This window comes from Streptomyces sp. NBC_00376 (assembly GCF_036077095.1).
Classification (GTDB): domain Bacteria; phylum Actinomycetota; class Actinomycetes; order Streptomycetales; family Streptomycetaceae; genus Streptomyces.
Genome location: NZ_CP107960.1, coordinates 5,442,276 through 5,465,848, shown reverse-complemented (window position 1 = coordinate 5,465,848; position 23,573 = coordinate 5,442,276). Strand labels below are relative to the sequence as shown.

General features: G+C 68.7%; 28 protein-coding genes, 1 tRNA gene and 1 riboswitch. Of the genes, 10 read left to right on the top strand and 19 right to left on the bottom strand.

The features are described from left to right. Positions 1-8: 8 nt before the first annotated feature. From OG842_RS24700 to OG842_RS24685, 4 genes are all read right to left on the bottom strand, one after another. Positions 9-722 (bottom strand): DUF1707 SHOCT-like domain-containing protein, encoded by a 714-nt coding sequence (locus OG842_RS24700; RefSeq protein ID WP_266732653.1) that lies wholly within the window; start codon positions 720-722, stop codon positions 9-11. A 61-nt stretch (positions 723-783) separates the two neighbouring features. Further along, entirely contained in the window at positions 784-1,770 is a 987-nt protein-coding gene (locus tag OG842_RS24695) for an ABC transporter ATP-binding protein (RefSeq protein WP_266732651.1), read from the bottom strand. Positions 1,771-1,802: 32 nt separating this feature from the next. Continuing rightward, a complete protein-coding gene (locus OG842_RS24690) occupies positions 1,803-2,708 on the bottom strand; it encodes an ABC transporter permease (RefSeq protein WP_443064003.1) in 906 nt (301 codons plus the stop codon). After that, a complete protein-coding gene (locus tag OG842_RS24685; RefSeq protein WP_266732647.1) occupies positions 2,701-3,501 on the bottom strand; it encodes an ABC transporter permease in 801 nt (266 codons plus the stop codon). Before OG842_RS24685 ends, OG842_RS24690 begins: the two co-directional genes overlap by 8 nt. 192 nt (positions 3,502-3,693) lie before the next feature. On the opposite strand from OG842_RS24685, the gene OG842_RS24680 reads away from it, so the two are divergent. Then, on the top strand, positions 3,694-6,126 hold the full coding sequence (locus OG842_RS24680; protein ID WP_328512476.1) for a transglycosylase domain-containing protein: 2,433 nt from the start codon (positions 3,694-3,696) through the stop codon (positions 6,124-6,126). Here the strand turns inward: OG842_RS24680 and OG842_RS24675 are convergent. From OG842_RS24675 to OG842_RS24665, 3 genes are all read right to left on the bottom strand, one after another. Beyond that, positions 6,120-6,440 carry a DMT family transporter gene (locus OG842_RS24675; RefSeq protein WP_124723313.1) on the bottom strand — a complete coding sequence of 107 codons (321 nt, stop codon included), beginning with the start codon at positions 6,438-6,440 and terminating at the stop codon, positions 6,120-6,122. The genes OG842_RS24680 and OG842_RS24675 overlap by 7 nt on opposite strands. Before the next feature lie 39 nt (positions 6,441-6,479). Then, positions 6,480-6,545: riboswitch (guanidine-III (ykkC-III) riboswitch) on the bottom strand. A 60-nt stretch (positions 6,546-6,605) separates the two neighbouring features. Beyond that, entirely contained in the window at positions 6,606-6,944 is a 339-nt protein-coding gene (locus OG842_RS24670) for a GroES family chaperonin (protein ID WP_030923137.1), read from the bottom strand. Positions 6,945-7,004: 60 nt separating this feature from the next. After that, positions 7,005-7,325: a DUF3618 domain-containing protein gene (locus OG842_RS24665; RefSeq protein ID WP_266732644.1), complete on the bottom strand. Its 321-nt coding sequence runs from the start codon at positions 7,323-7,325 to the stop codon at positions 7,005-7,007. A 140-nt stretch (positions 7,326-7,465) separates the two neighbouring features. Between OG842_RS24665 and bcp the strand changes: the two genes are divergently transcribed. The 4 genes from bcp (at position 7,466) to OG842_RS24645 (ending at position 9,503) form a co-directional block, all read left to right on the top strand. Beyond that, positions 7,466-7,933, top strand: a complete 468-nt coding sequence (gene bcp / locus OG842_RS24660; protein WP_266732642.1) for a thioredoxin-dependent thiol peroxidase — start codon at positions 7,466-7,468, stop codon at positions 7,931-7,933. A gap of 169 nt (positions 7,934-8,102) precedes the next feature. Then, positions 8,103-8,744, top strand: coding sequence for an HNH endonuclease (locus OG842_RS24655; protein ID WP_266732641.1), 642 nt, complete (start codon positions 8,103-8,105; stop codon positions 8,742-8,744). Then, complete coding sequence (locus OG842_RS24650) at positions 8,741-9,406, top strand: HNH endonuclease signature motif containing protein (RefSeq protein ID WP_328512475.1); 666 nt, start codon at positions 8,741-8,743, stop codon at positions 9,404-9,406. The genes OG842_RS24655 and OG842_RS24650 overlap by 4 nt, the downstream gene beginning before the upstream one ends. A 12-nt stretch (positions 9,407-9,418) precedes the next feature. After that, positions 9,419-9,503 (top strand) — tRNA-Leu (locus OG842_RS24645). Between the two features lie 44 nt (positions 9,504-9,547). Here OG842_RS24645 and rdgB read toward each other — a convergent pair. From rdgB to OG842_RS24625, 4 genes are all read right to left on the bottom strand, one after another. Then, entirely contained in the window at positions 9,548-10,150 is a 603-nt protein-coding gene (rdgB, locus tag OG842_RS24640) for an RdgB/HAM1 family non-canonical purine NTP pyrophosphatase (protein ID WP_328512474.1), read from the bottom strand. Positions 10,151-10,171: 21 nt separating this feature from the next. Beyond that, a complete protein-coding gene (locus OG842_RS24635; protein ID WP_266732638.1) occupies positions 10,172-10,564 on the bottom strand; it encodes a hypothetical protein in 393 nt (130 codons plus the stop codon). Positions 10,565-10,666: 102 nt separating this feature from the next. Beyond that, on the bottom strand, positions 10,667-11,404 hold the full coding sequence (rph, locus tag OG842_RS24630; protein ID WP_266732637.1) for a ribonuclease PH: 738 nt from the start codon (positions 11,402-11,404) through the stop codon (positions 10,667-10,669). A 175-nt stretch (positions 11,405-11,579) separates the two neighbouring features. Continuing rightward, complete coding sequence (locus OG842_RS24625) at positions 11,580-11,813, bottom strand: glucose PTS transporter subunit EIIB (protein ID WP_014156020.1); 234 nt, start codon at positions 11,811-11,813, stop codon at positions 11,580-11,582. A gap of 221 nt (positions 11,814-12,034) precedes the next feature. On the opposite strand from OG842_RS24625, the gene OG842_RS24620 reads away from it, so the two are divergent. Together OG842_RS24620 and OG842_RS24615 are read left to right on the top strand one after the other, a co-directional pair. Further along, positions 12,035-13,345: a PTS transporter subunit EIIC gene (locus OG842_RS24620; protein WP_266732636.1), complete on the top strand. Its 1,311-nt coding sequence runs from the start codon at positions 12,035-12,037 to the stop codon at positions 13,343-13,345. Between the two features lie 259 nt (positions 13,346-13,604). Beyond that, on the top strand, positions 13,605-14,870 hold the full coding sequence (locus OG842_RS24615) for a PTS transporter subunit EIIC (RefSeq protein ID WP_328512473.1): 1,266 nt from the start codon (positions 13,605-13,607) through the stop codon (positions 14,868-14,870). Between the two features lie 89 nt (positions 14,871-14,959). On the opposite strand, the gene OG842_RS24610 is transcribed toward OG842_RS24615, so the two are convergent. Further along, complete coding sequence (locus tag OG842_RS24610; RefSeq protein ID WP_266732633.1) at positions 14,960-15,712, bottom strand: MBL fold metallo-hydrolase; 753 nt, start codon at positions 15,710-15,712, stop codon at positions 14,960-14,962. 177 nt (positions 15,713-15,889) lie between these two features. On the opposite strand from OG842_RS24610, the gene OG842_RS24605 reads away from it, so the two are divergent. Next, complete coding sequence (locus tag OG842_RS24605; RefSeq protein WP_266732631.1) at positions 15,890-16,402, top strand: type II toxin-antitoxin system PemK/MazF family toxin; 513 nt, start codon at positions 15,890-15,892, stop codon at positions 16,400-16,402. 49 nt (positions 16,403-16,451) lie between these two features. On the opposite strand, the gene OG842_RS24600 is transcribed toward OG842_RS24605, so the two are convergent. The 7 genes from OG842_RS24600 to clpS all read right to left on the bottom strand — a co-directional run bounded on the left by OG842_RS24600 (position 16,452) and on the right by clpS (position 21,316). Then, positions 16,452-17,402 (bottom strand): PLP-dependent cysteine synthase family protein, encoded by a 951-nt coding sequence (locus OG842_RS24600; protein ID WP_266732629.1) that lies wholly within the window; start codon positions 17,400-17,402, stop codon positions 16,452-16,454. Further along, entirely contained in the window at positions 17,402-17,680 is a 279-nt protein-coding gene (locus OG842_RS24595; RefSeq protein WP_266732627.1) for a MoaD/ThiS family protein, read from the bottom strand. The genes OG842_RS24600 and OG842_RS24595 overlap by 1 nt, the downstream gene beginning before the upstream one ends. A 105-nt stretch (positions 17,681-17,785) precedes the next feature. Then, on the bottom strand, positions 17,786-17,911 hold the full coding sequence (locus tag OG842_RS24590; RefSeq protein WP_256088703.1) for a putative leader peptide: 126 nt from the start codon (positions 17,909-17,911) through the stop codon (positions 17,786-17,788). Positions 17,912-18,043: 132 nt separating this feature from the next. Then, positions 18,044-18,475 (bottom strand): M67 family metallopeptidase, encoded by a 432-nt coding sequence (locus OG842_RS24585; RefSeq protein WP_266732626.1) that lies wholly within the window; start codon positions 18,473-18,475, stop codon positions 18,044-18,046. Between the two features lie 95 nt (positions 18,476-18,570). Further along, complete coding sequence (locus OG842_RS24580; protein ID WP_266732624.1) at positions 18,571-20,010, bottom strand: amino acid permease; 1,440 nt, start codon at positions 20,008-20,010, stop codon at positions 18,571-18,573. A gap of 342 nt (positions 20,011-20,352) precedes the next feature. Next, entirely contained in the window at positions 20,353-20,937 is a 585-nt protein-coding gene (locus tag OG842_RS24575) for a DUF2017 domain-containing protein (protein WP_328512472.1), read from the bottom strand. Positions 20,938-21,001: 64 nt separating this feature from the next. Continuing rightward, complete coding sequence (gene clpS, locus OG842_RS24570; RefSeq protein WP_266732620.1) at positions 21,002-21,316, bottom strand: ATP-dependent Clp protease adapter ClpS; 315 nt, start codon at positions 21,314-21,316, stop codon at positions 21,002-21,004. Positions 21,317-21,394: 78 nt separating this feature from the next. On the opposite strand from clpS, the gene OG842_RS24565 reads away from it, so the two are divergent. Both OG842_RS24565 and OG842_RS24560 read left to right on the top strand, forming a co-directional pair. Next, positions 21,395-22,723 (top strand): nicotinate phosphoribosyltransferase, encoded by a 1,329-nt coding sequence (locus OG842_RS24565; protein ID WP_266732619.1) that lies wholly within the window; start codon positions 21,395-21,397, stop codon positions 22,721-22,723. A 259-nt stretch (positions 22,724-22,982) separates the two neighbouring features. Next, positions 22,983-23,567 carry a nicotinamidase gene (locus tag OG842_RS24560; protein ID WP_266732618.1) on the top strand — a complete coding sequence of 195 codons (585 nt, stop codon included), beginning with the start codon at positions 22,983-22,985 and terminating at the stop codon, positions 23,565-23,567. Positions 23,568-23,573 lie beyond the last annotated feature (6 nt).

The window sequence follows — 23,573 nt, the reverse complement described above, 5'->3', positions numbered from 1 at the left end:
CGCCCCTCTCAGTCCGACGGACCCTTCTCCAGCCGACCGCGTCCGCTCCCGCGCTCCCCGTCCAGCTCCCGCTGCCGGTCCCGCAGCCGCTCCAGCTCCGCGTCCCTCAGCCGCTGCTTCTCCGCCTTGCTCCGCTTACGCTCCACACCGACGCCGCCCAGCAGCGCGAGCCCGGTGATCCGCACCCGCGGGGAGTCCGGCGACGGGACCCCGTCGTCCTTCGACCGCTCCCCGAATCCGCCCATGATGCCGATCCCCCGGACCTCGACATTCAGCTCCGGCGGAACCGTCACCTGCATGCCGCCCATGACCGCGAAACAGCGGATGACCACCTCGCGGTCCTCGAAGTTCGCCTCCCGCAGATCGATCTCACCGCCGCCCCACATCGCGAACGCGGTGAACTTCCGGCCCACCGTCCAGTTCCCCCGGCGACCGAACCCGCCCCAGATCGCGAACGCGCCGCTCGACGTGGCGGGCTTGCCGATCCGGTCCGCCCACCGCTTCTGCGATCCGGTGGTCCGCGCCGGAGCCGCCCCCACCGGGGCCACTGCGGCGCCCGGCGCGGGAAGATCCCGCACCAACGGCTCCAACTCCCCATGCGTACGGGCCTTGTAAGCCGCTTCGAGCCGCTGCTCGAACTCCGGCATCTCCAGCCGGCCCTCGGCAACCGCCTCGCGCAGGGTCTCGGCGACACGCTCACGCTCGGAATCGGAAGCACGCATTTCCGGAAGGTCACTTGTCATACCGCGAAGCCTATTGAACGTCCCCGCCCTCGTCCCAGCCCTACATGCCGGTGGCCGACTCATACATCTTCGCGATCACCGCCTCGATGTCCGGCTCCCGCACCGACAGGTCGACCAACGGGTAGTCCGCGGCGATCCGCGCGACCAGCGGAGCGGCCGACTCCGACGCCGGGAAGGCCAGCCACTGCCGCGGCCCCTCCACCTTCACCGTACGGACTGATGGCGCCGACTCCAGCCGGATCGGCGGCAGTTGACACTCCAGATCGACCACCAGCGTCCGCTCGCTCTCACCCACCTCGTGCAGACCGGCGAGGGCCCCGTCGTACATCAGACGGCCGTGGTCGATCACCATCACACGCTTGCAGAGCTGCTCGATGTCCGTCAGATCATGGGTCGTGAGCAGCACCGTCGTACCGCGTTCGGCGTTCAGATCCCGCAGGAAGCCACGGACCTTGGACTTGGAGACCACATCCAGACCGATCGTCGGCTCGTCCAGATACAACACCTCCGGATCGTGCAGCAGCGCCGCCGCGATGTCACCGCGCATCCGCTGCCCCAATGACAACTGCCGCACCGGAACGTCCAACAGCTCGCCCAGATCGAGGAGTTCGATACAGCGGTCCAGGTTCTCCCGGTACCGCGCGTCGGGAATCCGGTACATCCGGTGCATCAGCCGGTACGAGTCGCGCAGCGGCAGGTCCCACCACAACGTGGTGCGCTGGCCGAACACCACACCGATCCGGTGCGCCAGCCTCGTACGCTCCCGCGAGGGATCGATGCCCGCCACCCGCAGCCGGCCACCGCTCGGGGTGAGGATGCCCGTCAGCATCTTGATCGTGGTCGACTTCCCGGCGCCGTTCGGACCGATGTAACCGACCATCTCGCCGCGCGCGACGCGGAAACTGATCGAATCGACCGCCCGTACCTGCCGGCGTTCACTGCGCATGAATCCGGTCCTGCGACGCACGTCGAAGACCTTCTCCACCTGGTCGAGCTCGATGAAGCCGGAGGGGGTTTCCGCGTCCATGTCCGATGTCCTGTCCCGTTCGTAGTCGTGGTTCAACTTCCTGTACTGCGGTACGCGCGCAGCCCCGAGCGCCAGCCCAGACCGGCCGGCAGCCAGCACAGAACCGCCACCACCGGCGGCAGGAACGCCACCCAGACCGGCAGATCCAGCGGGTAGTCCCGGCCCAGCACGTACAGCGCGGGCAGCCAGTTCACGAAGGCCAGCGGCACCACGAACGTCACCCCGCGCACCAGGTCCTTCGCGAAGACCGAAGGCGGGTACTGGAGCAGTGTGTTCCCGCCGTACGTGAAGGCGTTCTGCACCTGCGAGGCGTCCTGCGCGACGAACTGGAACGCCGCCCCCGCCACGAACAGCGCCCCGAAGACCGCCGCCCCGCTCAGCAGCATCATCGGCATCATGGCCACCTTCAGCGGCGTCCACTCGATGTCCAGCGCCACCAGCGCATACCCCAGCACCAGCACACCCTGGATCACCCGCCCCAGCCTGCGCAGCGCGAACTGGTCCGCCGCCACCTGGGCGAGCACCGGGACCGGCCGCACCAGCAACGTGTCCAGCGTGCCGTCGCGCACCCGCGCGCCCAGCCGGTCCATCGAGCCCAGCAACAGATCGGCGAGACCGAACGCGGTGCCCGCCACCCCGTACAGCAGGGCGATCTCGGGCAGTGTGTAGCCGCCCAGCCGGTCCACGTGCGAGAACATCAAAAGGATCGAGACGAAGTCGAAGGCGGTCGCCGCGAAGTTCCCGAACGCCATCATGGCGAACGAGGCGCGGTACGCCATCGTCGAGCGCAGCCACATCATCGCGATCAGCCCGTACGCCCTGACCCCCTCGACGAACCGGGACCGCTCGGCGAACACCGCATCGGGCCAGTCCGCGGAACGGCCGCCGGGCCCGTCCGCCGCCCCGGCCACCTCCACCGCACCGGTCGTGTCAGCCACCCTGGACCACCACCCTCCGCGTCGCCACCGACTGCACCATCCGTCCCACCAGCAGCAGCGCCAGCGCCCAGCCGGCCTGGAAGGCGTACGCGCCCACCAGCTCCCAGCCCGGGTACTTGCCCAGGAACACATCGGCCGGCACCTGGAGCATCGACGACCACGGCAGCGCCCGCGCGACGTCCCCCAGCACACCGGGGAACAGCGTCAGCGGAAGCAGCATCCCGGAGAAGAACATCCCGGCCAGCCAGGACATCTGCGCCATCCCCGCCCCGTCCATCAGCCAGAACGTGGAGAGCGCCACCAGATAGCGGATCGCGAAACTGACCACGACGCCGAGCCCCACCGAGACCAGGAAGGCCACCCAGACCCCCGGCGAGGAAGGCAGCGCCAGATCGAAGGCGAGCGATCCCGCCAGCATCGGCACGATGCCCCGCCCCAGCAGATGGAACGCGGCCCGGCCCAGATCGCCCGCCAGCCACCACAGTTGGAGATCGACGGGCCGGTAGAGATCGACCGCGACGTCGCCGGTCCTGATCCGCTCGATCAGCTCGTTCTCGAAACCGCCGCCCATCATGGAACAGGTCATCAGCAGCGCCTGCCCCAGCCAGACATAGCTGAGCGCCTGGGACATGTCGTAACCACCGAGCTGCGGCCGCTCGTCCCACAATGCCACATAGGTGTACGCGAGGATGAACCCGAAAACGGTGTTGGTGAAGACTCCGGCCGCCGTGGCGGTCCGGTAGGTGGCGAAGCGCCGGAACTGTCCCGCTGCCACCACCGCGTAAAGCCGCACCGCACACACCCCCCATCGCCGGGTGCCCAACGGCTTTGGACACCAAAGCGCAAGACCCTAGTCCAGCGGGGACGGCCGCCGCGACCGCTTTTCGGGGGCCGATCCGGGTTCGATCCAGGGTCGATCCGGTGCTTATTCCCCAGAAAAGGGCACTATGAGGGAACTGACCGCGGCCGAGGAGTCTGCACGGACATGAGCGACGACCCACAGCAGCCGAGCGGGGAGAACGACCCCCGGGGCTGGGCTCCCAGGGACCCGGCCGCCCACAACGCCGAGACGCCCAGGCAACCCAAGCGGCCCAAGCAGCCCAAACGCCCCAGGCGCACCGGATGGCGCCGCGCCATCCCCACCTGGCGCATGGTCCTCGGCGCCGTCCTCTTCGTCGCCCTGCTCCTGATCGGCGGCTTCATCGCCGGCTACCAGCTCGTCGACATCCCGCCCGCCAACGCCAGCGCCACACTCCAGTCCAACGTCTACCTCTACAAGGACGGCAGCGTCATCGCCCGCTCCGGCGAGGTCAACCGGGAGAACATCCAGCTCGCCCAGGTCCCGCTCACCGTCCAGCGCGCCGTCCTCGCCGCCGAGGACCGGGACTTCTACTCCGAACGGGCCGTCGACCTCAAGGCCATGGCCCGCGCCGCCTTCAACACCCTCACCGGCAAGGGCAAGCAGGGCGGCTCGACGATCACCCAGCAGTACGTCAAGAACTACTACCTGGGCCAGGAACAGACCCTCGTCCGCAAGGTCAAGGAGTTCTTCATCGCGGTCAAGCTCAACCGCGAGGAGTCCAAGAACCAGATCTTCGAGGGCTACCTCAACACCAGCTACTTCGGCCGCAACGCCTACGGCATCCAGGCCGCCGCCCAGGCCTACTACTCCAAGGACATCGGCGAGATCACCACCGCCGAGGGCGCCTACCTAGCCTCCCTGCTCAACGCCCCCAGCGCGTACGACATCGTCGTCCACCCCCAGAACAAGGCCGCCGCCCTCGCCCGCTGGAACTACGTACTCGACGGCATGGTCAAGGAGAAATGGCTCGGCCCGGCCGAACGCGCCGCCATGAAATTCCCCGTACCCGGCAAGGTCAAGCCCTCCACCGGCCTCTCCGGACAGCGCGGCTACATCGTCCAGGCCGTCGACGACTACCTCACCGGCAACGACGTCATCGACGAGGACACCCTCGCCACCGGCGGCTACCGGATCACCACCACCCTGGAGAAGAAGAAACAGAACGCCCTCGTCAAAGCCGTCGACGACAACGTCATGTCCCAAACCAGCCCCGACCGCGAGGCCGACCGCAACGTCCGCGTCGGCGGCGCCTCCATCGACCCCGCCAACGGCCGCGTCGTCGCCATGTACGGCGGCGTCGACTACACCAAGCAGTATGTGAACAACGCGACCCGCCGCGACTACCAGGTCGGCTCCACCTTCAAACCCTTCGTCTTCACCTCCGCCGTCGCCAACCGCTCCACCACCCAGGACGGCCGGCGCATCACCCCCAACACCATCTACGACGGCACCAACAAACGCATGGTCCAGGGCCCCGACGGACCCACCGGCTACGCCCCCGCCAACGAGGACGACATCAGCTACGGGCCCATCACCGTCTCCGAGGCCACCGACAAGTCCGTCAACGCCGTCTACGCCCAGATGGCCGAGGACGTCGGCCCCGGCAAGGTCAAGCAGACCGCCATCGACCTCGGCCTTCCCGAGAACACCCCCGACCTCACCGCGTACCCGTCCAACGCCCTCGGCGTCGCCACCGCCAGCGTCCTCGACATGACCGAGGCGTACGCCACCCTCGCCAACCACGGCCGGCACGGCGCGTACGTCCTCGTCGACCGGATCACCAAGGACGGCGAGAACCTCGACCTCCCCGACGGCAAACACACCGAGCAGGCGGTCAGCCGCGAAGCCGCCGACACCACGACCTCGATCCTCCGGAGCGTCGTGGAGCGCGGCTCCGGCACCGCCGCCCAGGCCGCCGGACGCCCCGCCGCCGGCAAGACCGGCACCGCCGAGGAGGACAAGGCGGCCTGGTTCGCCGGCTACACCCCCGACCTCACCACCGTCATCGCCGTCATGGGCCAGGACCCCAAGACCGGCGTGCAGAAACCGCTGTACGGGGCACTCGGACTCGCCCGCATCAACGGCGGCGGCGCCCCCGCCCAGACCTGGGCCCAGTACACCGAGGCCGCCCTGCGGGGCACCACGGCCACGGACTTCGACCTCCGGCTCGAAAGCGGCGCCGAAGAATCCGCCCCGCCCACCGGCGAGGAAACCAACCCCGAAAGCACCGGAACCCCCTCCGAGAGCACCTCCAGCACCCCGCCCAGCACCCCAGGCACCACCCCGCCCACCAGCCCGTCGATCCCCGGCAGCAGCGAACCGGCCACCGGCGGCACCGAAACCGGCAGCCCGACCGGCGGCACGACGGGCAACGGCGGCGGCGACAACGGCGGCCCACGCGGCGGGTACGACGGCGGCGAGGGCCCAGGCGGGTACAACGGCGGGGAGGGTCCGGGCGGATACAACGGCGGCGAGGGTCCGGGCGGGTACAACGGTGCCAGGAGCGGCAACGAACCCCTCCCCGGCACCCGGGGCACACCGGCCCCGAGTCAGTGACCCGAGGTCGCCTTCAGCCCCACGACGGCGACCAGCAGCAGACAGACGAAGAAGATCCGGGCCGCGGTCACCGGCTCGTTCAGCACCACCATGCCCAGCACCGCCGCACCGGCCGCACCGATCCCGACCCACACGCCGTACGCCGTACCGATCGGCAGCGTCCTGGCCGCATGGGACAGCAACACCATGCTCGCCACGATCCCGAGACCCGTGAACACGCTCGGCCAGAGCCGGGTGAACCCCTCGGTGTACTTCATCCCGATCGACCAGGCCACTTCCAGCAGACCGGCGACAACAAGCAGAACCCAGGCCATGACAGCACCTCCGACAAGACAGAACACGCCAACAGAACGGGTGCGTCGTCTTTTCGAAACCCGGTACGGCGCGTCTCGTCGGGGGTCACCCCACCGTAGCAAAGAACATGCAAAAGGCCTGGTGACACCGGTCACCAGGCCAAGCAGACAGCTACGGACAGGGGGCTACAGATAAAGCCCGGTCGAATCCACCGACCCCTCGAACCGGTCCGCCGCCACCGCATGCAGATCCCGCTCGCGCATCAGCACGTACGCCACCCCGCGCACCTCGACCTCCGCACGGTCCTCGGGGTCGTACAGCACCCGGTCACCCGGCTCCACCGTCCGCACGTTCTGGCCCACCGCGACCACCACGGCCCAGGCCAGCCGACGGCCGACCGCCGCCGTCGCCGGAATCAGGATGCCGCCACCGGAACGCCGCTCGCCCTCGGGCGTATCGGACCGGACCAGCACACGGTCGTGCAGCATGCGGATGGGCAGCTTGTCGTCGGTGTTCTCGCTCACGCCCCGCAACCTACCTGCCCGCCGCGCCCACACGCCCCTCCGGGGTGCACGGACCGCGCGTCACCTCTTGCGACGCCGCTTCGACGCCACGACCAGACCCACGACACCCACCGCGAGCAGCGCCGCCGGAACCACCCGCTCCAGACGCGGGGCCCCGTCCTCGGACACGAACTGTGCCTTCACGTCCGACACCGCCCGGTTCACCGCGACGAACGCCCGCCCGGCCGTCCGGTCAACGGCCTCGGCGGCCTTCGCCTTCATGTCACCCATGATCGTATCCGGGTGCACCCGCACCCCGATCTCATCGAGCACCACCGCAAGCTGCTCACGCCTGCTGATGATGTCCGCCTCGATCTGCGCAGGGGTCCTGGCATCCGACACTGCGCCGCCTCCGTGGTCGTCGTCCGGTAAACCTTCATCGAAACCTTCATCGACAGTCTGTCAGCTCGACCGCCCGCGCACTCGGCGGCACCCCTATTACGCTCGGTCCCGTACACCCCACGTGCCACCCGAGGAGAACCATGAGCGAGCGACTCCAGCCCGGCGACACCGCCCCCGCCTTCACCCTGCCCGACGCCGACGGCAACGAGATCTCGCTCGCCGACCACAAGGGCCGCAAGGTCATCGTCTACTTCTACCCGGCCGCCCTCACCCCCGGCTGCACCAAGCAGGCCTGCGACTTCACCGACAACCTGGAGCTGCTCACCGGCGCCGGGTACGACGTCATCGGCGTCTCCCCCGACAAGCCCGAGAAGCTCGCCAAGTTCCGCGAGAAGGAGAACCTCGAGGTCACCCTGGTCGGCGACCCGTCCAAGGAGACCCTTGAGGCGTACGGCGCCTTCGGCGAGAAGAAGCTCTACGGCAAAACGGTGACGGGCGTCATCCGCTCCACGATCGTCGTGGACGAGGAGGGCAAGGTCGAACGCGCCCTCTACAACGTCAAGGCCACCGGCCATGTCGCCAAGATCATCAGGGACCTCGGCATCTGATTCGGGGTTCCGCCGGGCCCTGGACCCCGGAATGGCCTGTGCCCCTTCAGCCTCGACTGAAACGGCACAGGCCATTCCGCATCTTGTCGGATATCGGACGTGACCCTCCGATAAACGGATCGTTGCTCCGTACGAGGCTGCGAACGCGTGGCCGGATACGGAGGGGAGCATGGGGACAAGCCCGTACACACGAGAGCGGCTCGTCGAGGCGGCCCGAGGGGCACGGACACTGACGGAAGCCTTGGTGCGGTTGGGAGTGGATCCGAAGAGTTCGACGCGGCGGTACGTATCCGGGCGGATGAAAAGGCTGGGAGTGGACACATCCCACTTCGAGCGGGAGGTCAAGTGGACCCGGGACATCCTCCAGGCGGCGGTCTTGGCGTCGACGAACATGTGCGAGGTGTTGCGTCACCTCGGGCTGGACGTGGTCGGCGGCCACCACACCCACATCAGCCGCCGCATCAAGGCGTGCGGCATCGACACGTCGCACTTCAAAATGCCGTCCCGGAGAGGAATGCCTTGGCGCCCTCGGACGCCGGAGGGCCTGCTCGTTGAGCAACCACCGGCCCGAGCCCGACGCATTCCGAGCGACCGGATCAAGTGGGCCATGACGGCCTTGGGCATGCCGGAGCGATGCGCCCTGTGCGGTACAGAAAGCGTCTGGCGGGGACGCCCGCTCCCTCTGGAAGTCGATCACATCGACGGCAACTGGCGAGACAACCGCATCGAGAACCTCCGGCTCCTGTGTCCCAACTGTCATTCGACGACGGACAATTACCGAGGTCGCAGCAAGGGACGTGAGAGCTCATGAGCAACGGCGTGCGGTACACCCGCGTCCGACTGGCAGAGGCCGCCGCGCAGTGCGCCAGCCTCGACGAGGTCATCGCCTTCTTCGGCATCAAGCCCTGCGGCAAGCTCCGCAGGTACCTCACGAGGCGGTTCGCCCACTTCAGCATCGACATCTCGCATTTCCGACCCCATGACGGGCTTCCTCGGCCCACCGCCGAAGAGCTGCGTGCGGCAGTTGCCGAATCGATCTCGATCGCTGGGCTGCTTCGCAGACTTGGGCGCCCGGACAGCGGCAGGCAACGCACCCTATTGCGTCAGTGGCTCGCTGAAGAGAACGTCTCGACGGCACATTTCCTGGGGCAGGCTCATCAGCGCGGCAGGCCAGGCGTGGTCCCTCCCAGGCGCCACGAGGACATCCTGGTCAAGCATGGCGGCAAACGCCGGACAAGGACCACCCTGCTGCGTCGGGCGCTTCGCGAGATCGGCGTGCCGGAGGAGTGTGCAGAGTGCGGTACCGGCCCCAAATGGTTCGGGAAGCCGATGACGCTGGAGGTCGACCACATCAATGGGGACTGGAGTGACGACCAGCCCACGAATCTGAGGCTGCTCTGTCCCAATTGCCATGCTTCCACGGACACCTGGTGCCGAGGAGGCGGAGGTAGACGGGTGGCCGTCGACCGGTAGCATGGCGGCCATGCGGCCGTGGCGAAACTGGCAGCACGCGCGGGCCTTAGGAGCCCGTGGGAGAAATCCCGTGTGGGTTCGAATCCCACCGGCCGCACATCTCGACGGGCCGCCCGCGACCGGGCGGCCCGTCGGCGTATCTCACCCCACCAACTCCCGCACCACTGGCACCAACGCCCGGAACGCCTTGCCCCGGTGGCTGATCGCGTTCTTCTCCGCCGGGGTCAGTTCCGCGCAGGTGCGGGTTTCGCCCTCGGGCTGAAGGATCGGGTCGTAGCCGAAGCCGTTGGTGCCGGACGGGGTGTGGCGCAGGGTGCCCGGCAGGCGGCCCTCGACCACGCGTTCCGTGCCGTCGGGGAGGGCGAGGGCGGCCGCGCAGGCGAAGTGGGCGGCGCGGTGGGCCTCGTCGATGTCGGAGAGCTGGGCCAGGAGCAGGTCCAGGTTGGCCTTGTCGTCGCCGTGGGTGCCGGCCCAGCGGGCGGAGAAGATGCCGGGGGCGCCGCCGAGGACGTCCACGCAGAGGCCGGAGTCGTCGGCGATGGCCGGGTGGCCGGTGGCCTTGGCCAGGGCGTGGGCCTTGAGCAGGGCGTTCTCGGCGAAGGTGACGCCGGTCTCCTTGACGTCGGGGATGTGCGGGTACGCGTCCGCGCCGACGAGCTCATGGGTGAGGCCGGCGTCGGCGAGGATCGCGTGGAGTTCGGTGATCTTCCCGGCGTTGCGGGTGGCGAGGATGAGGCGGGTCATGTCACCCAGTATCGGGGGTGGTCAGGGGGTGCAGACCTTGCCGATCTCCGTGGCCGCGTCGGTGACCGGGGTGATGTCGGGGGTGGCGTCGCCCTTGTCGATGGAGTCGCGGACGTTGCCGACGCCCGCCTGGAGGTCGTCGACGGCCTTGCTGAGGTCGGCGTTGTCGGTCTTGTCGCCGAGGTTGCCGAGTTCCTTCTCGATCTCGTCGAGGGCCTCGGAGGCCTGGGTGGGGTCGCTGGTGGCGTTGGAGACGGCCTGCTGGAGGTTGTCGACGCTGGTGGCGATGGCGTCGGCGGTGCGGACGCAGTCCAGTGCCTTGTCGACGGCGCCGCAGCCGGACGCGGCGGTGAGGGCGAGGGCGGTCAGGGTCAGCGCGACGGTGATGCGGCGGTGGCGGGTGGCCTTGGCCATGGTGCGGTTCCTCCCCGGGTGCGGATACGCGGACGGGCGCACGGTTCGACCCGTGCGCCCGTGTTCGTAATGACGCGTTGTGGTGCGTTTTTGGTTGCTTCTTTACTCGCCCAGCGTGCGGGCGAGGGCCTCGTGCTGGATGACGGTGAGGTCCGCGCAGCCGGCCGTGGCGAGGTCGAGGAGTGCGCCGAGCTCCTTGCGGTCGAAGGGGGTGGCCTCGGCGGTGCCCTGGACCTCGACGAAGCGGCCGTCGCCGGTGCAGACGACGTTCATGTCGGTCTCGGCGCGGACGTCCTCCTCGTAGCAGAGGTCGAGGAGGGGGGTGCCGTCGACGATGCCGACGCTGACCGCGGAGACGGTGTCGGTCAGCGGCTTGCGGCCGTGCTTGACGATCTTCTTGTGCTGGGCCCAGGTGACGGCGTCGGCGAGGGCGACGTAGGCGCCGGTGATGGCGGCGGTGCGGGTGCCGCCGTCGGCCTGGAGGACGTCGCAGTCCAGGACGATGGTGTTCTCGCCGAGGGCCTTGTAGTCGATGACGGCGCGCAGGGAGCGGCCGATGAGGCGGCTGATCTCGTGGGTGCGGCCGCCGATCTTGCCGCGTACGGATTCGCGGTCGCCGCGGGTGTTGGTGGAGCGGGGCAGCATGGAGTATTCGGCGGTGACCCAGCCTTCGCCGCTGCCCTTGCGCCAGCGCGGGACGCCTTCGGTGACGGAGGCGGTGCAGAAGACCTTGGTGTCGCCGAAGGAGATGAGGACGGATCCTTCGGCGTGCTTGCTCCATCCGCGTTCGATGGTGACGGGGCGGAGCTGTTCGGGGGTGCGGCCGTCGATACGAGACATGGCGTCGACTTTATCGGGTGCGGCGGTGGCATCCGTTCGAGTGCGTCGCAGGGCCCGTTCGAGTGCGCCACAGGCCCCGTCCGGGTGGGCGGGGCCTGTACGGTGCCGGGCGGCCGGGTCGGCGGAGGGCCGGAAGCGGTCGGGCGGCGGGCTCAGCGGAGGGCTGGGCGGCCGGTCACATCATGTCTTCGATGTCGGCGGCGATGGGGTCGGCGTCGGTGCCGATGACGACCTGGATCGCGGTGCCCATCTTGACGACGCCGTGGGCTCCGGCGGCCTTGAGGGCGGCTTCGTCGACCTTGCTCGGGTCGTGGACCTCGGTGCGGAGGCGGGTGATGCAGCCTTCGATCTCGTCGATGTTCTCGATACCGCCGAGCCCGGCGACGATCTTCTCAGCCTTGCTGGCCATGGCCTTCTCCCTGGTTCTTCACATGCGTGCGACGGCCCACCCTGGGTCCGTTTCGTCACCGTAACGCACGTTTGGCCCAGCTTCGCGAGCGGGTGACTGGACCGTCCCCAATGATGACGATCATCGGTGCCTGTCTTCCAGGCGGGTTACGCACCGTACCTCAACTGGTCTACACCAGTCTGCAACGACCGCCGAACATGCCTTGTTCCGGGAGGATGCCGATGAGCTCGAGCAGCGCCGCTGTGCCACAGAAGACATGGTGGAACGGCTTCTTCCAGGGCCTCCAGAAGATGGGCCGCAGCCTCCAGCTGCCGATCGCGGTGCTCCCGGCGGCCGGCATTCTCAACCGGTTGGGCCAGCCGGACGTATTCGGCGACGAGGGTCTGGGCTGGACCAACATCGCCAAGGTGTTCGCGGCGGCGGGCGGTGCACTGCTCGACTCGGGGCTCGGCCTTCCGCTGATGTTCTGCGTCGGTGTCGCGATCGGCATGGCGAAGAAGTCCGACGGTTCGACCGCGCTCGCCGCGGTGGCCGGCTTCCTCGTCTACTACGCGGTGCTGCACGCCTTCCCGGTGGACTGCGCCCCTGGTTCGACGTTCACCTCGGGCGGCACCTGGTTCGGCACCTGTGTGACCGGCGACGCCAAGGTCACGGCGGCCGCGTACCAGAACCCCGGGGTGTTCGGCGGCATCGTGATGGGGCTGCTGTCCGCCTGGTTCTGGCAGCGGTACCACCGGGTCAAGCTGGTGGACTGGCTGGGCTTCTTCAACGGCCGGCGGCTCGTCCCGATCATCATGGCGTTCGTCGGTCTGCTCTTCGCGGGCCTGTGCGCCTGGCTGTGGCAGCCGATCGGCGACGGCCTGACCAGCTTCTCCAAGTGGCTGGTGGACCTGGACTGGGTGGGTTCCGGCATCTTCGGTCTCGCCAACCGGGCGTTGCTGGTCATCGGCCTCCACCAGTTCCTGAACACCTTCGTCTGGTTCCAGTTCGGCGACTTCACCAAGCCGGACGGCACGGTCGTGCACGGTGACATCAACCGGTTCCTGGCGGGCGACCCGACGGCCGGCCAGTTCACCTCGGGCTTCTTCCCGATCATGATGTTCGCCCTGCCCGCGGCGGCGCTGGCGATCTACCACTGCGCCAAGCCGCACCGCCGGAAGGCGGTCGGCGGCATGATGCTCTCGGTCGGCCTGACGTCGTTCGTGACGGGCATCACCGAGCCGATCGAGTACTCGTTCCTCTTCGTCGCACCGCTGCTGTACGGGATCCACGCGGTGCTCACCGGTGTCTCGATGGCGGTGACGTGGGCGCTAGGTGTGAAGGACGGCTTCAGCTTCTCGGCGGGTCTGATCGACTACGTCATCAACTGGAGCCTGGCGACGAAACCATGGCTGATCATTCCGATCGGGCTGGCGTTCGCCGCCGTGTATTACGTGATCTTCCGGATCGCGATCACCAAGTTCAACCTCCAGACACCGGGCCGCGAGCCCGACGAACTGGAGGCGGAGATCGAGAGGAACCTCACGAAGTAGCACGTCGGACGGGCTTTCGGCCCGATCGGAGCAGGCCCTCGGACCCATGCGGCCCGGGGGCCTTCGCCATGTCACCGAGCGTGGGTGATAGCTCATGCGAAGTAGTCGGACTTTGCAGGTTCCTTATCTCGCGCTCACCGTGCTACAACTGGTCTACACCACTGAGTGGTCCAGACCACGTGGCGTTCTGCCGCGTATTCCGAGTCGCCGCCTCCCCCCTCGACGACCTGGGCGGCGCCTTGTCCAATGGAGGAAGTTGATGTCCACGGCAGACACCGCGCCCGCGGTCACCAAGAAGAAGGGTGCCGGCGTGATGTCGGTCATGCAGCGCATCGGCCGCAGCCTCATGCTGCCGGTCGCGGTGCTGCCCGCAGCCGCGCTGCTGGTGCGTCTCGGCAACGACGACATGCTCGGCAGGGCCTCGTTCCCGGACTTCGTCACCAAGATCGCGAGCTTCATGGCCGCGGGCGGCAACGCGATCCTCGACAACATGGCGCTGCTGTTCGCCGTGGGCATCGCGATCGGCTTCGCCAAGAAGTCGGACGGTTCGACCGCACTCGCCGCCGTCACCGGCTACCTGGTCTTCCAGAAGGTGCTCGCCACCTTCACCGACAGCAACCTTCCCCAGGTCGCGACGGTGGTCGACGGCAAGGTGGTCATGACGCACGCCCCCGTGGACGCCAAGGTCCTCGGCGGTGTGGTGATGGGCATCGTCGTCGCACTGCTCTACCAGAAGTTCTACCGGACGAAGCTGCCCGCCTGGGCCGGCTTCTTCGGCGGCCGCCGCCTGGTCCCGATCCTCTCCGCCTTCGCGGGGCTGGTCATCGGCATCGTCTTCGGATACATCTGGCCGGTCCTGGGCACCGGGCTGCACAACTTCGGCGAGTGGCTGGTCGGTTCCGGCGCGGTCGGCGCGGGCATCTTCGGTGTTGCCAACCGTGCGCTGATCCCGGTCGGCATGCACCACCTGCTGAACTCGTTCCCGTGGTTCCAGGCCGGTGAGTTCCACGGCAAGAGCGGCGACATCAACCGCTTCCTGGCCGGTGACCCGACTGCCGGACAGTTCATGACCGGCTTCTTCCCGATCATGATGTTCGCCCTCCCGGCCGCGTGCCTCGCCATCGTGCACTGCGCCCGCCCGGAGCGCCGCAAGGTCGTCGGCGGCATGATGTTCTCGCTCGCGCTCACCGCGTTCGTGACCGGTGTCACCGAGCCGATCGAGTTCACCTTCATGTTCATCGCCCCGGTGCTGTACGCGATCCACGCGGTGCTCACCGGTGTCTCCATGGCCCTCACCTGGGGGCTCGGCATGAAGGACGGCTTCGGCTTCTCCGCGGGCGCCGTCGACTTCTTCCTGAACCTCGGCATCGCGAGCAAGCCGTGGATGCTGGTGCTGGTCGGCCTCTGCTTCGCCGTGGTCTACTACGCGGTCTTCCGCTTCGCGATCACCAAGTTCAACCTGCCGACTCCGGGTCGTGAGTCGGACGAGGAGCTCGCCGAGCTCCTGAAGGCCGAGGCGAAGTAACCCTCGCCCGCCGCACGACGAAGCCCTCACCTCCCGCCGTGGGAGGTGAGGGCTTCGTCGTGTCCACGGCGCCGCACACGGGGCGGGTCCTAGATCTCGTACACCGCCCCCGGCACCGCGACCTCCGCCGGTCCGTCGAAGACCACGCGGGCGTCGGAGAGGTTGCGGTCGGCGTCGGTCCACGGCGGGATGTGGGTCAGGACGAGGCGGCCCACGCCGGCGCGGGCCGCGATCTCGCCCGCCTCGCGGCCGTTGAGGTGGAGGTCCGGGATGTCCTCCTTGCCGTGGACGAACGATGCTTCGCACAGGAACAGGTCGACGCCCTCGGCGAGTTCGTCCAGGGCCTCGCAGGCCCCCGTGTCGCCGGAGTACGTCAGCGAGCTGCCGCCGTGCTCGATACGGATCCCGAAGGTGTCGACGGGGTGGCAGAGCTTCTCCGTGCGGACCGAGAAGGGGCCGATCTCGAACGATCCCGGCTTCAGCGTGTGGAAGTCGAAGACCTCGCTCATCGCGTGCTCGGACGGGGTGTCGGCGTGCGCGGTGGTCAGCCGCTGTTCGGTGCCTTCGGGTCCGTAGACCGGAAGGGGTGCGGGGCGCCCGCCGTCGTGCCGGTAGTAGCGGACGACGAAGTACGCGCACATGTCGATGCAGTGGTCGGAATGGAGATGACTGAGGAAAATGGCGTCGAGGTCGTAGAGACCGACATGGCGCTGCAGCTCGCCGAGGGCGCCGTTGCCCATGTCGAGGAGCAGCCTGAAGCCGTCGGCCTCTACGAGGTAGCTCGAACATGCTGATCCCGCGGACGGGAACGAGCCGGAGCAGCCGACGACGGTGAGCTTCATGGAGCGTGAACCTCCGAGACGTGGGAACGGGGAGGGTTCGTGCGGTCTGTTGAGCGGTTCGTCGAGCGTAAGGCGCGAAACAGTCGGTCGCTCCTCCACGGCCGTCCGTTGTGGGGGAACTCACCTGCTCTGTCACCGGTTCGATGGAAGCGGTGGTGACGCCGGTACGGTCGGGACATGGACATGTCCTGGTGGTGGATCGCGCTCGTTCTTGTCGTGCTGCTCGCGCTCGTCGCGGCGGTCGCCGATGGGCGGGGGCGGGGCGGGCACCGGCCCCGTGGAAGTTCCCGCAGGTCGGCGGGGGCGGGGACGCGGTCCGGTGGGCGTCCGGGTGGTCGGACGCGTCCGCCGGCGGGGCCCGGCCGTGGGCCTGGGCCGGAGCACCGGCCGCGGCCGGGTGAGATCTGGTGGGCCGAGGTGCCGTACGAGGACGGGCCGGGGGCGAAGGACCGGCCGTGTCTGGTGCTGTCGGTACGGGGTGACTCGGCGCTCGTCGCGAAGATCACCAGCAAGTACCACGAGGAGCGGCCCGGGGTGATCGCGCTGCCTGCGGGAACGGTGGGTGACGCGCGGGACAGGGCGAGCTTCCTGGAGACGGACGAGCTGCGGGAGGTGGCCGTGCGCGGGTTCCGGCGGCGGGTGGGTGTCGTGGACGCGGGGGTGTGGGAGCGGGTGCGGGGGCTGGCGTGAGGTGGGGTGCGCCCTGGTTCGGGCGCACCCCGACCGGGGCCGCCGGGGCCTATGCCCAGAGCTGGCCGTGGAGTGTCTCGATGGCCGCTTCCGTCGTCGGGGCCGTGTAGACACCGGTCGACAGGTACTTCCAGCCGCCGTCCGCGACGACGAAGACGATGTCGGCCGGCTCCCCCGCCTTGACGGCCTTGTTTCCCACGCCGATCGCCGCGTGGAGTGCGGCGCCGGTGGAGACGCCCGCGAAGATGCCCTCCTGCTGGAGGAGTTCGCGGGTGCGGGTGACCGCGTCCGCCGAGCCGACGGAGAAGCGGGTGGTGAGGACGGAGGCGTCATAGAGCTCGGGGACGAAGCCCTCGTCGAGGTTGCGGAGCCCGTAGACCAGGTCGTCGTAGCGCGGCTCGGCGGCGACGATCTTGACGTCCGGCTTGTGTTCGCGCAGGTAGCGGCCGACGCCCATGAGCGTCCCGGTGGTGCCGAGGCCGGCCACGAAGTGGGTGATGGACGGGAGGTCGGTGAGGATCTCCGGGCCGGTGGTCGCGTAGTGGGCGCCCGCGTTGTCCGGGTTTCCGTACTGGTAGAGCATGACCCAGTCGGGGTGTTCGGCGGCCAGTTCCTTGGCGACGCGGACCGCGGTGTTGGAGCCGCCCGCCGCCGGGGAGGAGATGATCTCGGCGCCCCACATGGCGAGCAGGTCGCGCCGTTCCTGGGAGGTGTTCTCGGGCATGACGCACACGATGCGGTAGCCCTTGAGCTTGGCCGCCATGGCGAGCGAGATGCCGGTGTTGCCGCTGGTGGGTTCCAGGATGGTGCAGCCGGGGGTCAACCGGCCGTCCTTCTCCGCCTGTTCGACCATGTGGAGCGCGGGGCGGTCCTTGATCGAGCCGGTGGGGTTGCGGTCCTCCAGCTTGGCCCAGATGCGGACGTCGTCCGAGGGTGACAGCCGCGGCAGGCGGACGAGCGGGGTGTTGCCCACCGCGGCGAGCGGGCTGTCGTACCTCATCAGTTCATGCCGCCGGCGACGGCCGGGAGGATGGTGACGTTGTCGCCGTCGCTGAGCTTGGTGGAGATGCCGTCGAGGAAGCGGACGTCCTCGTCGTTGAGGTAGACGTTCACGAAGCGGCGGAGCTGGTCGCCGTCGACGATGCGCTCGCGGATGCCGTTGTGGCGGCTCTCCAGGTCCGTGAAGAGGTCGGCGAGGGTCGCTCCGTTGCCCTCGACGGCCTTGGCGCCGTCGGTGTAGGTGCGGAGGATGGTCGGGATGCGGACCTCGATGGCCATGGCGTGGGCTCCTGTCGGAAGCGGAGAGGTGGCGTGGGGCGCGCGGCTCTGCCCCCGCGCGGGGGTTGGTGCGTACGTGAGGTGTTCTCGGGCCGCGGGCCCTGCTCAGGCCTTGCGGCCGGCGGGCAGGCGGCACGTACAGATCGCGCTGGAGAGCCTGCACAGGTCGACGTGGAGGCGCGCGACGAGCAGCATGCCCGGCGTCTTGTCGCTCACGTCATGGGGAACCATGCGCTCATCGTATCGATTCCCGGTCCGTAATCCCGAGTGTGATCTCACCTGATGGATGCTCGGTGTTCGACAGGTGGACGGGACCGTGGTGAGCGCGGTCCCGTCCGGTCACCGGCCGTGGTCGGGGCGGGGTCAGGCGGGTTCGTACGCCTCGACGACCTCGACGTCCTCCTCGGTGATCTCGCCGTCCACGATGCGGTACGAGCGGAACTGGAAGGGGCCCGCGTCGTCGGTGTCCGCGGTGGAGACGAGGACGTAGTGGGCGCCGGGTTCGTTGGCGTAGGTGACGTCGGTGCGGGAGGGGTAGGCCTCGGTCGCGGTGTGGGAGTGGTAGACGATCACCGGCTCCTCGTCGCGGTCGTCCATCTCGCGGTAGAGCTTGAGGAGGTCGGCCGAGTCGAACTCGTAGAAGGTGGGCGAGCGGGCGGCGTTGAGCATCGGGATGAACCGCTCGGGGCGGCCGGTCCCGGCCGGGCCCGCGACCACGCCGCACGCCTCGTCGGGGTGGTCGGCTCGGGAGTGCGCGACGATCTGGTCGTAGAGCGCCTGGGTGATGGTCAGCATTTCGCCAGGATAGGCATGTGGGCCCCGTCGTACCGAGGCGTGGTACGACGGGGCCCACATCGTGGACGTGGCCGCTGAAGCCGCAGGTCGGCGGCTCAGTTCTTCGCGAAGGCCTTGTTCTCGGGGTTGCGGGCCTTGAGGACCACGTACGAGATGGCGAGGAGCGCGGCCCAGAGCGGGGCGCAGTACAGCGAGATCCTGGTGTCCTTGTCGATGCCCATCATCACGATGACCATGGCGATGAAGGCAAGTGCGAAGAGGCTGGTGAACGGGGCGCCGGGGGCCCGGAAGGTGGACTGCGGGAGCACTCCGAGGTTGGCGAGGCGCCGGTAGCGGATCTGGCTGATCAGGATCATGATCCAGGCCCACATGCCGGAGATGGTGGCGAACGAGACGACGTAGGTGAAGGCGTCACCGGGCCACTGGTAGTTGATCCAGACGCCGACGAGCATCAGGGCGGCGGAGAAGGTGGTGCCGACGAGCGGGGTGCCGCTCCTGGTGAGCCGGGTGAAGAACTTCGGGCCCTGTCCGTTGAGGGCGAGGTCGCGCAGCATGCGGCCGGTGGAGTACATGCCGGAGTTGCAGGAGGAGAGTGCCGCGGTCAGCACGACGAAGTTGACGATTCCGGCACCGAGGCCGAGGCCCATCTTCTTGAAGGCGGCGACGAACGGTGAGACGTCGGGCTGGAACTCGGTCCACGGGACCACGGAGAGGATCATGATGAGTGCGCCGACGTAGAAGACGGCGATGCGCCACGGCACGGTGTTGATGGCCTTGGGCAGGACGGTCTTCGGGTCCTTGGACTCGCCCGCGGTGACGCCGACGAGTTCGACGGCGAGGAAGGCGAACATCACGATCTGCAGGGTCATCAGGGTGCCCGTGATGCCGTGCGGGAAGAATCCGCCGTCGGACCAGAGGTGGGTGACGGAGGCGGTGTCCCCGGCGTCGGAGAAGCCGAGGGTGAGGATTCCGGCGCAGATGAGGATCATGCCGACGATGGCGGTGACCTTGACCATCGAGAACCAGAATTCGAGTTCACCGAAGAGTTTCACGGAGATCAGGTTCACTCCGTACAGGATGACCGTGAAGATCAGTGCGGAGATCCATTGCGGAATTTCGAACCAGAACGTCATGTACTGGGCCGCTGCGGTGACTTCGGTGATTCCGGTGACGACCCAGAACAGCCAGTAGGTCCAGCCGGTGACGAATCCTGCGAAGGGGCCGATGAATTCGCGGGCGTACTCGGAGAAGGAGCCCGAGACCGGCCGGTACATGAGGAGTTCGCCCAGGGCCCGCATGATGAAGAAGATCACCAGGCCCGCGATGGCATAGGCCAGGACCAGACTGGGTCCGGCCTTGGATATCGCCTTTCCCGCACCGAGGAAGAGCCCGGTGCCGATGGCTCCGCCGATGGCGATCATCTGGATCTGACGGGCGCCGAGGGCCCGCTGGTATCCCTCGCCCACCGGGGCGGCATCCGCGACTTCCACGGCCCGCCGGCCGCCCTGCCCATTGTCGACCTGTGCCGATGTCATGTGCTGCGCCTTTCTCCACGCCGATCCGCGCCGTCGGGGCCGCGCATCGGGTCCTGATCCCCCCGGATATGGATGGAGTGCCGCCGGTGGTGGCCGGCTCGTGGCGTCCTCGGGAAACAGGTGTGGCGTCCCCCGAGTGGTCGTGAAGATTTATCACGGGCACCCGGGCGAGCCACCGGACGTTATGTGGTGCACACCACAGTAAAAAGCGGACAAGGGTTTCCTGCCGCAGCAAAAAGGCCATTCAGGTGACGGGATCGTTATTCGGATTTGAGCGTCCGTTGAGCGAACACTCGACGTCCGTCCGGAGCACGCCGCCCCACCACCGGCCACGGACGGCCCTTACGGCATCAGCGTCTCCACGAGCGTCTCCTGGAGCCCGCCGAGCCAGAGATAGGCCATGACCATCGGTTTGCGCGGATCGCTGTCCGGGAGCCGGTAGAGCGAGTCGGCCTCGCCCTCGTCCTGGTCGGAGACCTCCAGGCGGGTGCCGATGGTGAGCCGGAGGTCGTTGAGGGCGCCGAGCCAGTTGCGGCATTCGTTGCCGGTGAGTTCGAGCACGGCGCCGCCGTTCCCGGCGATCGTGAGCGCGTCCAGGGTGCGCACGACGGCGAGGGCGTCGGTGCGCTTGCGGGCGCGCAGGTCGTTCTCGGTGAAGCGGCGGAACTCGGCGGAGGCGGCGCGCAGTTCGCTGTCCTCGTCGCCGTACGCCTCGGGGAAGAGGCGGGCCAGGGCGGGATCGGTGGGCGGTTCGCTGGGCCCTTCCGCGAAGAGGGCGGCGAGCGGGTCCGCGCCCTCTTCGGGCTCGTCGCCGGGACCGATCAGTTCCAGCAGCTGGACGGCGAGGGAGCGCAGGATCGCGATCTCCACCTCGTCGAGCGCGACGGCCGCGCCGCCGCCGGGGGTGGCCTCGAAGTGGCCGGCCATGGGTTTTCTCCGATGGTGGGTCGGGCGGGGCAGGGAGGGATCGGGAGTGGCGGAGGGGGCCGGTCTAGTTGCGGTCCTGGGTGAGGGTGGCCCACAGTCCGTAGCCGTGCATGGCCTGGACGTCGCGCTCCATCTCCTCGCGGCTGCCGCTGGAGACGACCGCGCGCCCCTTCTGGTGGACGTCCAGCATCAGCTTGTGCGCCTTGTCCTTGGGGTAGCCGAAGTAGGCCTGGAAGACATAGGTCACGTAGCTCATGAGATTGACCGGGTCGTTGTGGACCAGCGTCACCCAGGGGACGTCCGGCTCGGGGACGACAACGCTCTCCTCGGCCGATTCGGGACGCTCGATCTCTGTGGGTGCGACGCTCACCCACCCCATGCTGCCACTCGGGAGGGTGCATCGCACAAACGACCCGAGATCTCGTCACTCTGACGAAATAGGGGTAGCATCCGGAACATGAACTCTGCGGACCTTGGGCGTCGGGTCGGTGTGCCGTCGACCGCGCTCTTCACCGACCAGTACGAGCTCACGATGGTGCAGGCCGCGCTGAAAGCCGGCACGGCCGATCGGCGCTCGGTCTTCGAGGCGTTCACGCGCCGGCTGCCCGAGGGGCGGCGCTACGGCGTCGTCGCGGGCATCGGACGGGTGCTGGACGCGGTGGAGAACTTCTCCTTCGACGACGAGATGCTCACCTTCCTGCGCGAACAGCACGTCGTGGACGCGCCGACGCTCGACTGGCTGGCCGATTACCGCTTCAGCGGCGACATCTGGGGCTACCCGGAGGGCGAGGTGTACTTCCCCGGCTCCCCGATCCTGCGGGTCGAGGGCTCCTTCGCCGAGTGTGTGCTGCTGGAGACGGTGATCCTGTCGATCCTCAACCACGACTCGGCGATCGCCGCCGCGGCGTCGCGGATGTCCGCCGCGGCCGGCGGGCGTGGCCTGATCGAGATGGGTGCACGACGCACCCATGAACTCTCGGCGGTGGCCTCGGCGCGCGCCGCGTACATCGGCGGCTTCAACACCACGTCCGACCTGGCCGCGGGCTTCCGCTACAACATCCCGACCGTCGGGACGAGCGCCCACGCCTTCACGCTGCTCCACGACACCGAGCGCGACGCGTTCCGGGCCCAGGTCGACTCGCTGGGCCGGGGCACGACGCTGCTGGTCGACACGTACGACGTCGCCGAGGCGGTCCGCACGGCGGTCGAGACCGCCGGAACCGAGCTGGGCGCGGTACGGATCGACTCCGGGGACCTGCTGCTGGTCGCGCACCGGGTGCGGCAGCAGCTGGACGAGCTGGGCGCCACGAAGACGAAGATCGTGGTGACCTCGGACCTGGACGAGTACGCCATCGCCTCGCTGGCCGCGGCGCCGGTCGACGCGTACGGGGTGGGCACGCAGCTGGTGACCGGCAGCGGGCAGCCCACCTGCTCGATGGTCTACAAGCTCGTCGCCCGTGCCGGGTCCGCCGACCCCGCGGAGCCGCTGCGCCCGGTGGCCAAGAAGTCGCTCGGCGCGAAGTCGTCGGTGGGCGGTCGCAAGTGGGCCGCGCGCCGGCTGGACGCGCACGGGATCGCCGAGGCCGAGGTGATCGGCACGGGCGCCGTACCGCCGGAGCTGGCCGACCGGCAGCTGCTGGTCGAGCTGGTCAGGGACGGCCAGGTGATCGCCCGCGAGCCGCTGGACGCGGCGCGCGAGCGGCACATAGCAGCACGGGCGGGGCTGCCGATGTCGGCGGTGCAGCTGTCGCGCGGAGAGCCGGTGATTCCCACCGAGTACATGTGACCGGGGAGAGCCGGTGAGTCTTGCCCCGTACGTATGACGGAAAGGCCGGTGAGCCCCGCCGAGTACGTATGACGGGGAGCCGTGCGGTGCGGTGACCGGCGCGCACCGGTCACCCCCGCGGCCACGGACGCCGCAAGGGCTCCGTTCCGTCCCCTCCCTATCCGGGGCCGGAGTCTCTAGGCTCGAATACGCCCCATAAGGCCAGAACCCGCCCCCACCCCCACGAACGCCGACCGTCCCCCACCGAAGGACACCCGTCATGCACCGCGCGTTGATCGTCGTCGATGTCCAGAACGACTTCTGCGAGGGCGGCAGCCTCGCCGTGACGGGCGGCGCCGAGGTCGCCGCCGCCGTCACCGACCTGATCGGCGAGGCCCAGGCCGGGTACGACCATGTGGTGGCCACCCGTGACCACCACATCGACCCGGGCAGCCACTTCTCCGACCGCCCGGACTTCGAGGACTCCTGGCCCCCGCACTGCGTGGCCGGCACGGAGGGCGTCGGCTTCCACCCCAATTTCGCACCGGCGGTCGCCTCGGGAGCGATCGACGCGGTGTTCGACAAGGGCGACTACGCGGCGGCGTACAGCGGCTTCGAGGGCCTCGACGAGAACGGCGTGGGGCTGGCCGACTGGCTGCGGGAGCACCGGATCACCGAGGTCGACGTGGTCGGCATCGCGACCGACCACTGTGTGCGGGCGACGGCGCTGGACGCGGTCCGGGCGGGCTTCACCACGCATGTGCTGCTCGACCTGACCGCCGGAGTCGCCGAGACGACCACGGAGCGGGCGCTGGAAGAGCTCCGCAGGGCGGGCGTGAAGCTGTCCGGCAAGCCGGTGGTGTAGGGCGCC

Excerpts from the sequence above, each read along its gene's own strand:
- OG842_RS24595 (WP_266732627.1), bottom strand. The coding sequence starts at position 17,680 with ATGGCCATCGAGGTCCGCATCCCGACCATCCTCCGCACCTACACCGAC.
- bcp (WP_266732642.1), top strand. The coding sequence starts at position 7,466 with ATGAGCGAGCGACTCCAGCCCGGCGACACCGCCCCCGCCTTCACCCTG.
- OG842_RS24655 (WP_266732641.1), top strand. The coding sequence starts at position 8,103 with ATGGGGACAAGCCCGTACACACGAGAGCGGCTCGTCGAGGCGGCCCGA.
- OG842_RS24600 (WP_266732629.1), bottom strand. The coding sequence starts at position 17,402 with ATGAGGTACGACAGCCCGCTCGCCGCGGTGGGCAACACCCCGCTCGTC.
- rph (WP_266732637.1), bottom strand. The coding sequence starts at position 11,404 with ATGTCTCGTATCGACGGCCGCACCCCCGAACAGCTCCGCCCCGTCACC.
- OG842_RS24580 (WP_266732624.1), bottom strand. The coding sequence starts at position 20,010 with ATGACATCGGCACAGGTCGACAATGGGCAGGGCGGCCGGCGGGCCGTG.
- rdgB (WP_328512474.1), bottom strand. The coding sequence starts at position 10,150 with ATGACCCGCCTCATCCTCGCCACCCGCAACGCCGGGAAGATCACCGAA.
- OG842_RS24695 (WP_266732651.1), bottom strand. The coding sequence starts at position 1,770 with ATGGACGCGGAAACCCCCTCCGGCTTCATCGAGCTCGACCAGGTGGAG.
- OG842_RS24590 (WP_256088703.1), bottom strand. The coding sequence starts at position 17,911 with ATGGTTCCCCATGACGTGAGCGACAAGACGCCGGGCATGCTGCTCGTC.
- OG842_RS24700 (WP_266732653.1), bottom strand. The coding sequence starts at position 722 with ATGCGTGCTTCCGATTCCGAGCGTGAGCGTGTCGCCGAGACCCTGCGC.
- OG842_RS24575 (WP_328512472.1), bottom strand. The coding sequence starts at position 20,937 with ATGGCCGGCCACTTCGAGGCCACCCCCGGCGGCGGCGCGGCCGTCGCG.
- clpS (WP_266732620.1), bottom strand. The coding sequence starts at position 21,316 with ATGGGGTGGGTGAGCGTCGCACCCACAGAGATCGAGCGTCCCGAATCG.
- OG842_RS24560 (WP_266732618.1), top strand. The coding sequence starts at position 22,983 with ATGCACCGCGCGTTGATCGTCGTCGATGTCCAGAACGACTTCTGCGAG.
- OG842_RS24650 (WP_328512475.1), top strand. The coding sequence starts at position 8,741 with ATGAGCAACGGCGTGCGGTACACCCGCGTCCGACTGGCAGAGGCCGCC.
- OG842_RS24680 (WP_328512476.1), top strand. The coding sequence starts at position 3,694 with ATGAGCGACGACCCACAGCAGCCGAGCGGGGAGAACGACCCCCGGGGC.
- OG842_RS24620 (WP_266732636.1), top strand. The coding sequence starts at position 12,035 with ATGAGCTCGAGCAGCGCCGCTGTGCCACAGAAGACATGGTGGAACGGC.
- OG842_RS24565 (WP_266732619.1), top strand. The coding sequence starts at position 21,395 with ATGAACTCTGCGGACCTTGGGCGTCGGGTCGGTGTGCCGTCGACCGCG.
- OG842_RS24635 (WP_266732638.1), bottom strand. The coding sequence starts at position 10,564 with ATGGCCAAGGCCACCCGCCACCGCCGCATCACCGTCGCGCTGACCCTG.
- OG842_RS24605 (WP_266732631.1), top strand. The coding sequence starts at position 15,890 with ATGGACATGTCCTGGTGGTGGATCGCGCTCGTTCTTGTCGTGCTGCTC.
- OG842_RS24625 (WP_014156020.1), bottom strand. The coding sequence starts at position 11,813 with ATGGCCAGCAAGGCTGAGAAGATCGTCGCCGGGCTCGGCGGTATCGAG.
- OG842_RS24610 (WP_266732633.1), bottom strand. The coding sequence starts at position 15,712 with ATGAAGCTCACCGTCGTCGGCTGCTCCGGCTCGTTCCCGTCCGCGGGA.
- OG842_RS24615 (WP_328512473.1), top strand. The coding sequence starts at position 13,605 with ATGTCCACGGCAGACACCGCGCCCGCGGTCACCAAGAAGAAGGGTGCC.
- OG842_RS24675 (WP_124723313.1), bottom strand. The coding sequence starts at position 6,440 with ATGGCCTGGGTTCTGCTTGTTGTCGCCGGTCTGCTGGAAGTGGCCTGG.
- OG842_RS24585 (WP_266732626.1), bottom strand. The coding sequence starts at position 18,475 with ATGCTGACCATCACCCAGGCGCTCTACGACCAGATCGTCGCGCACTCC.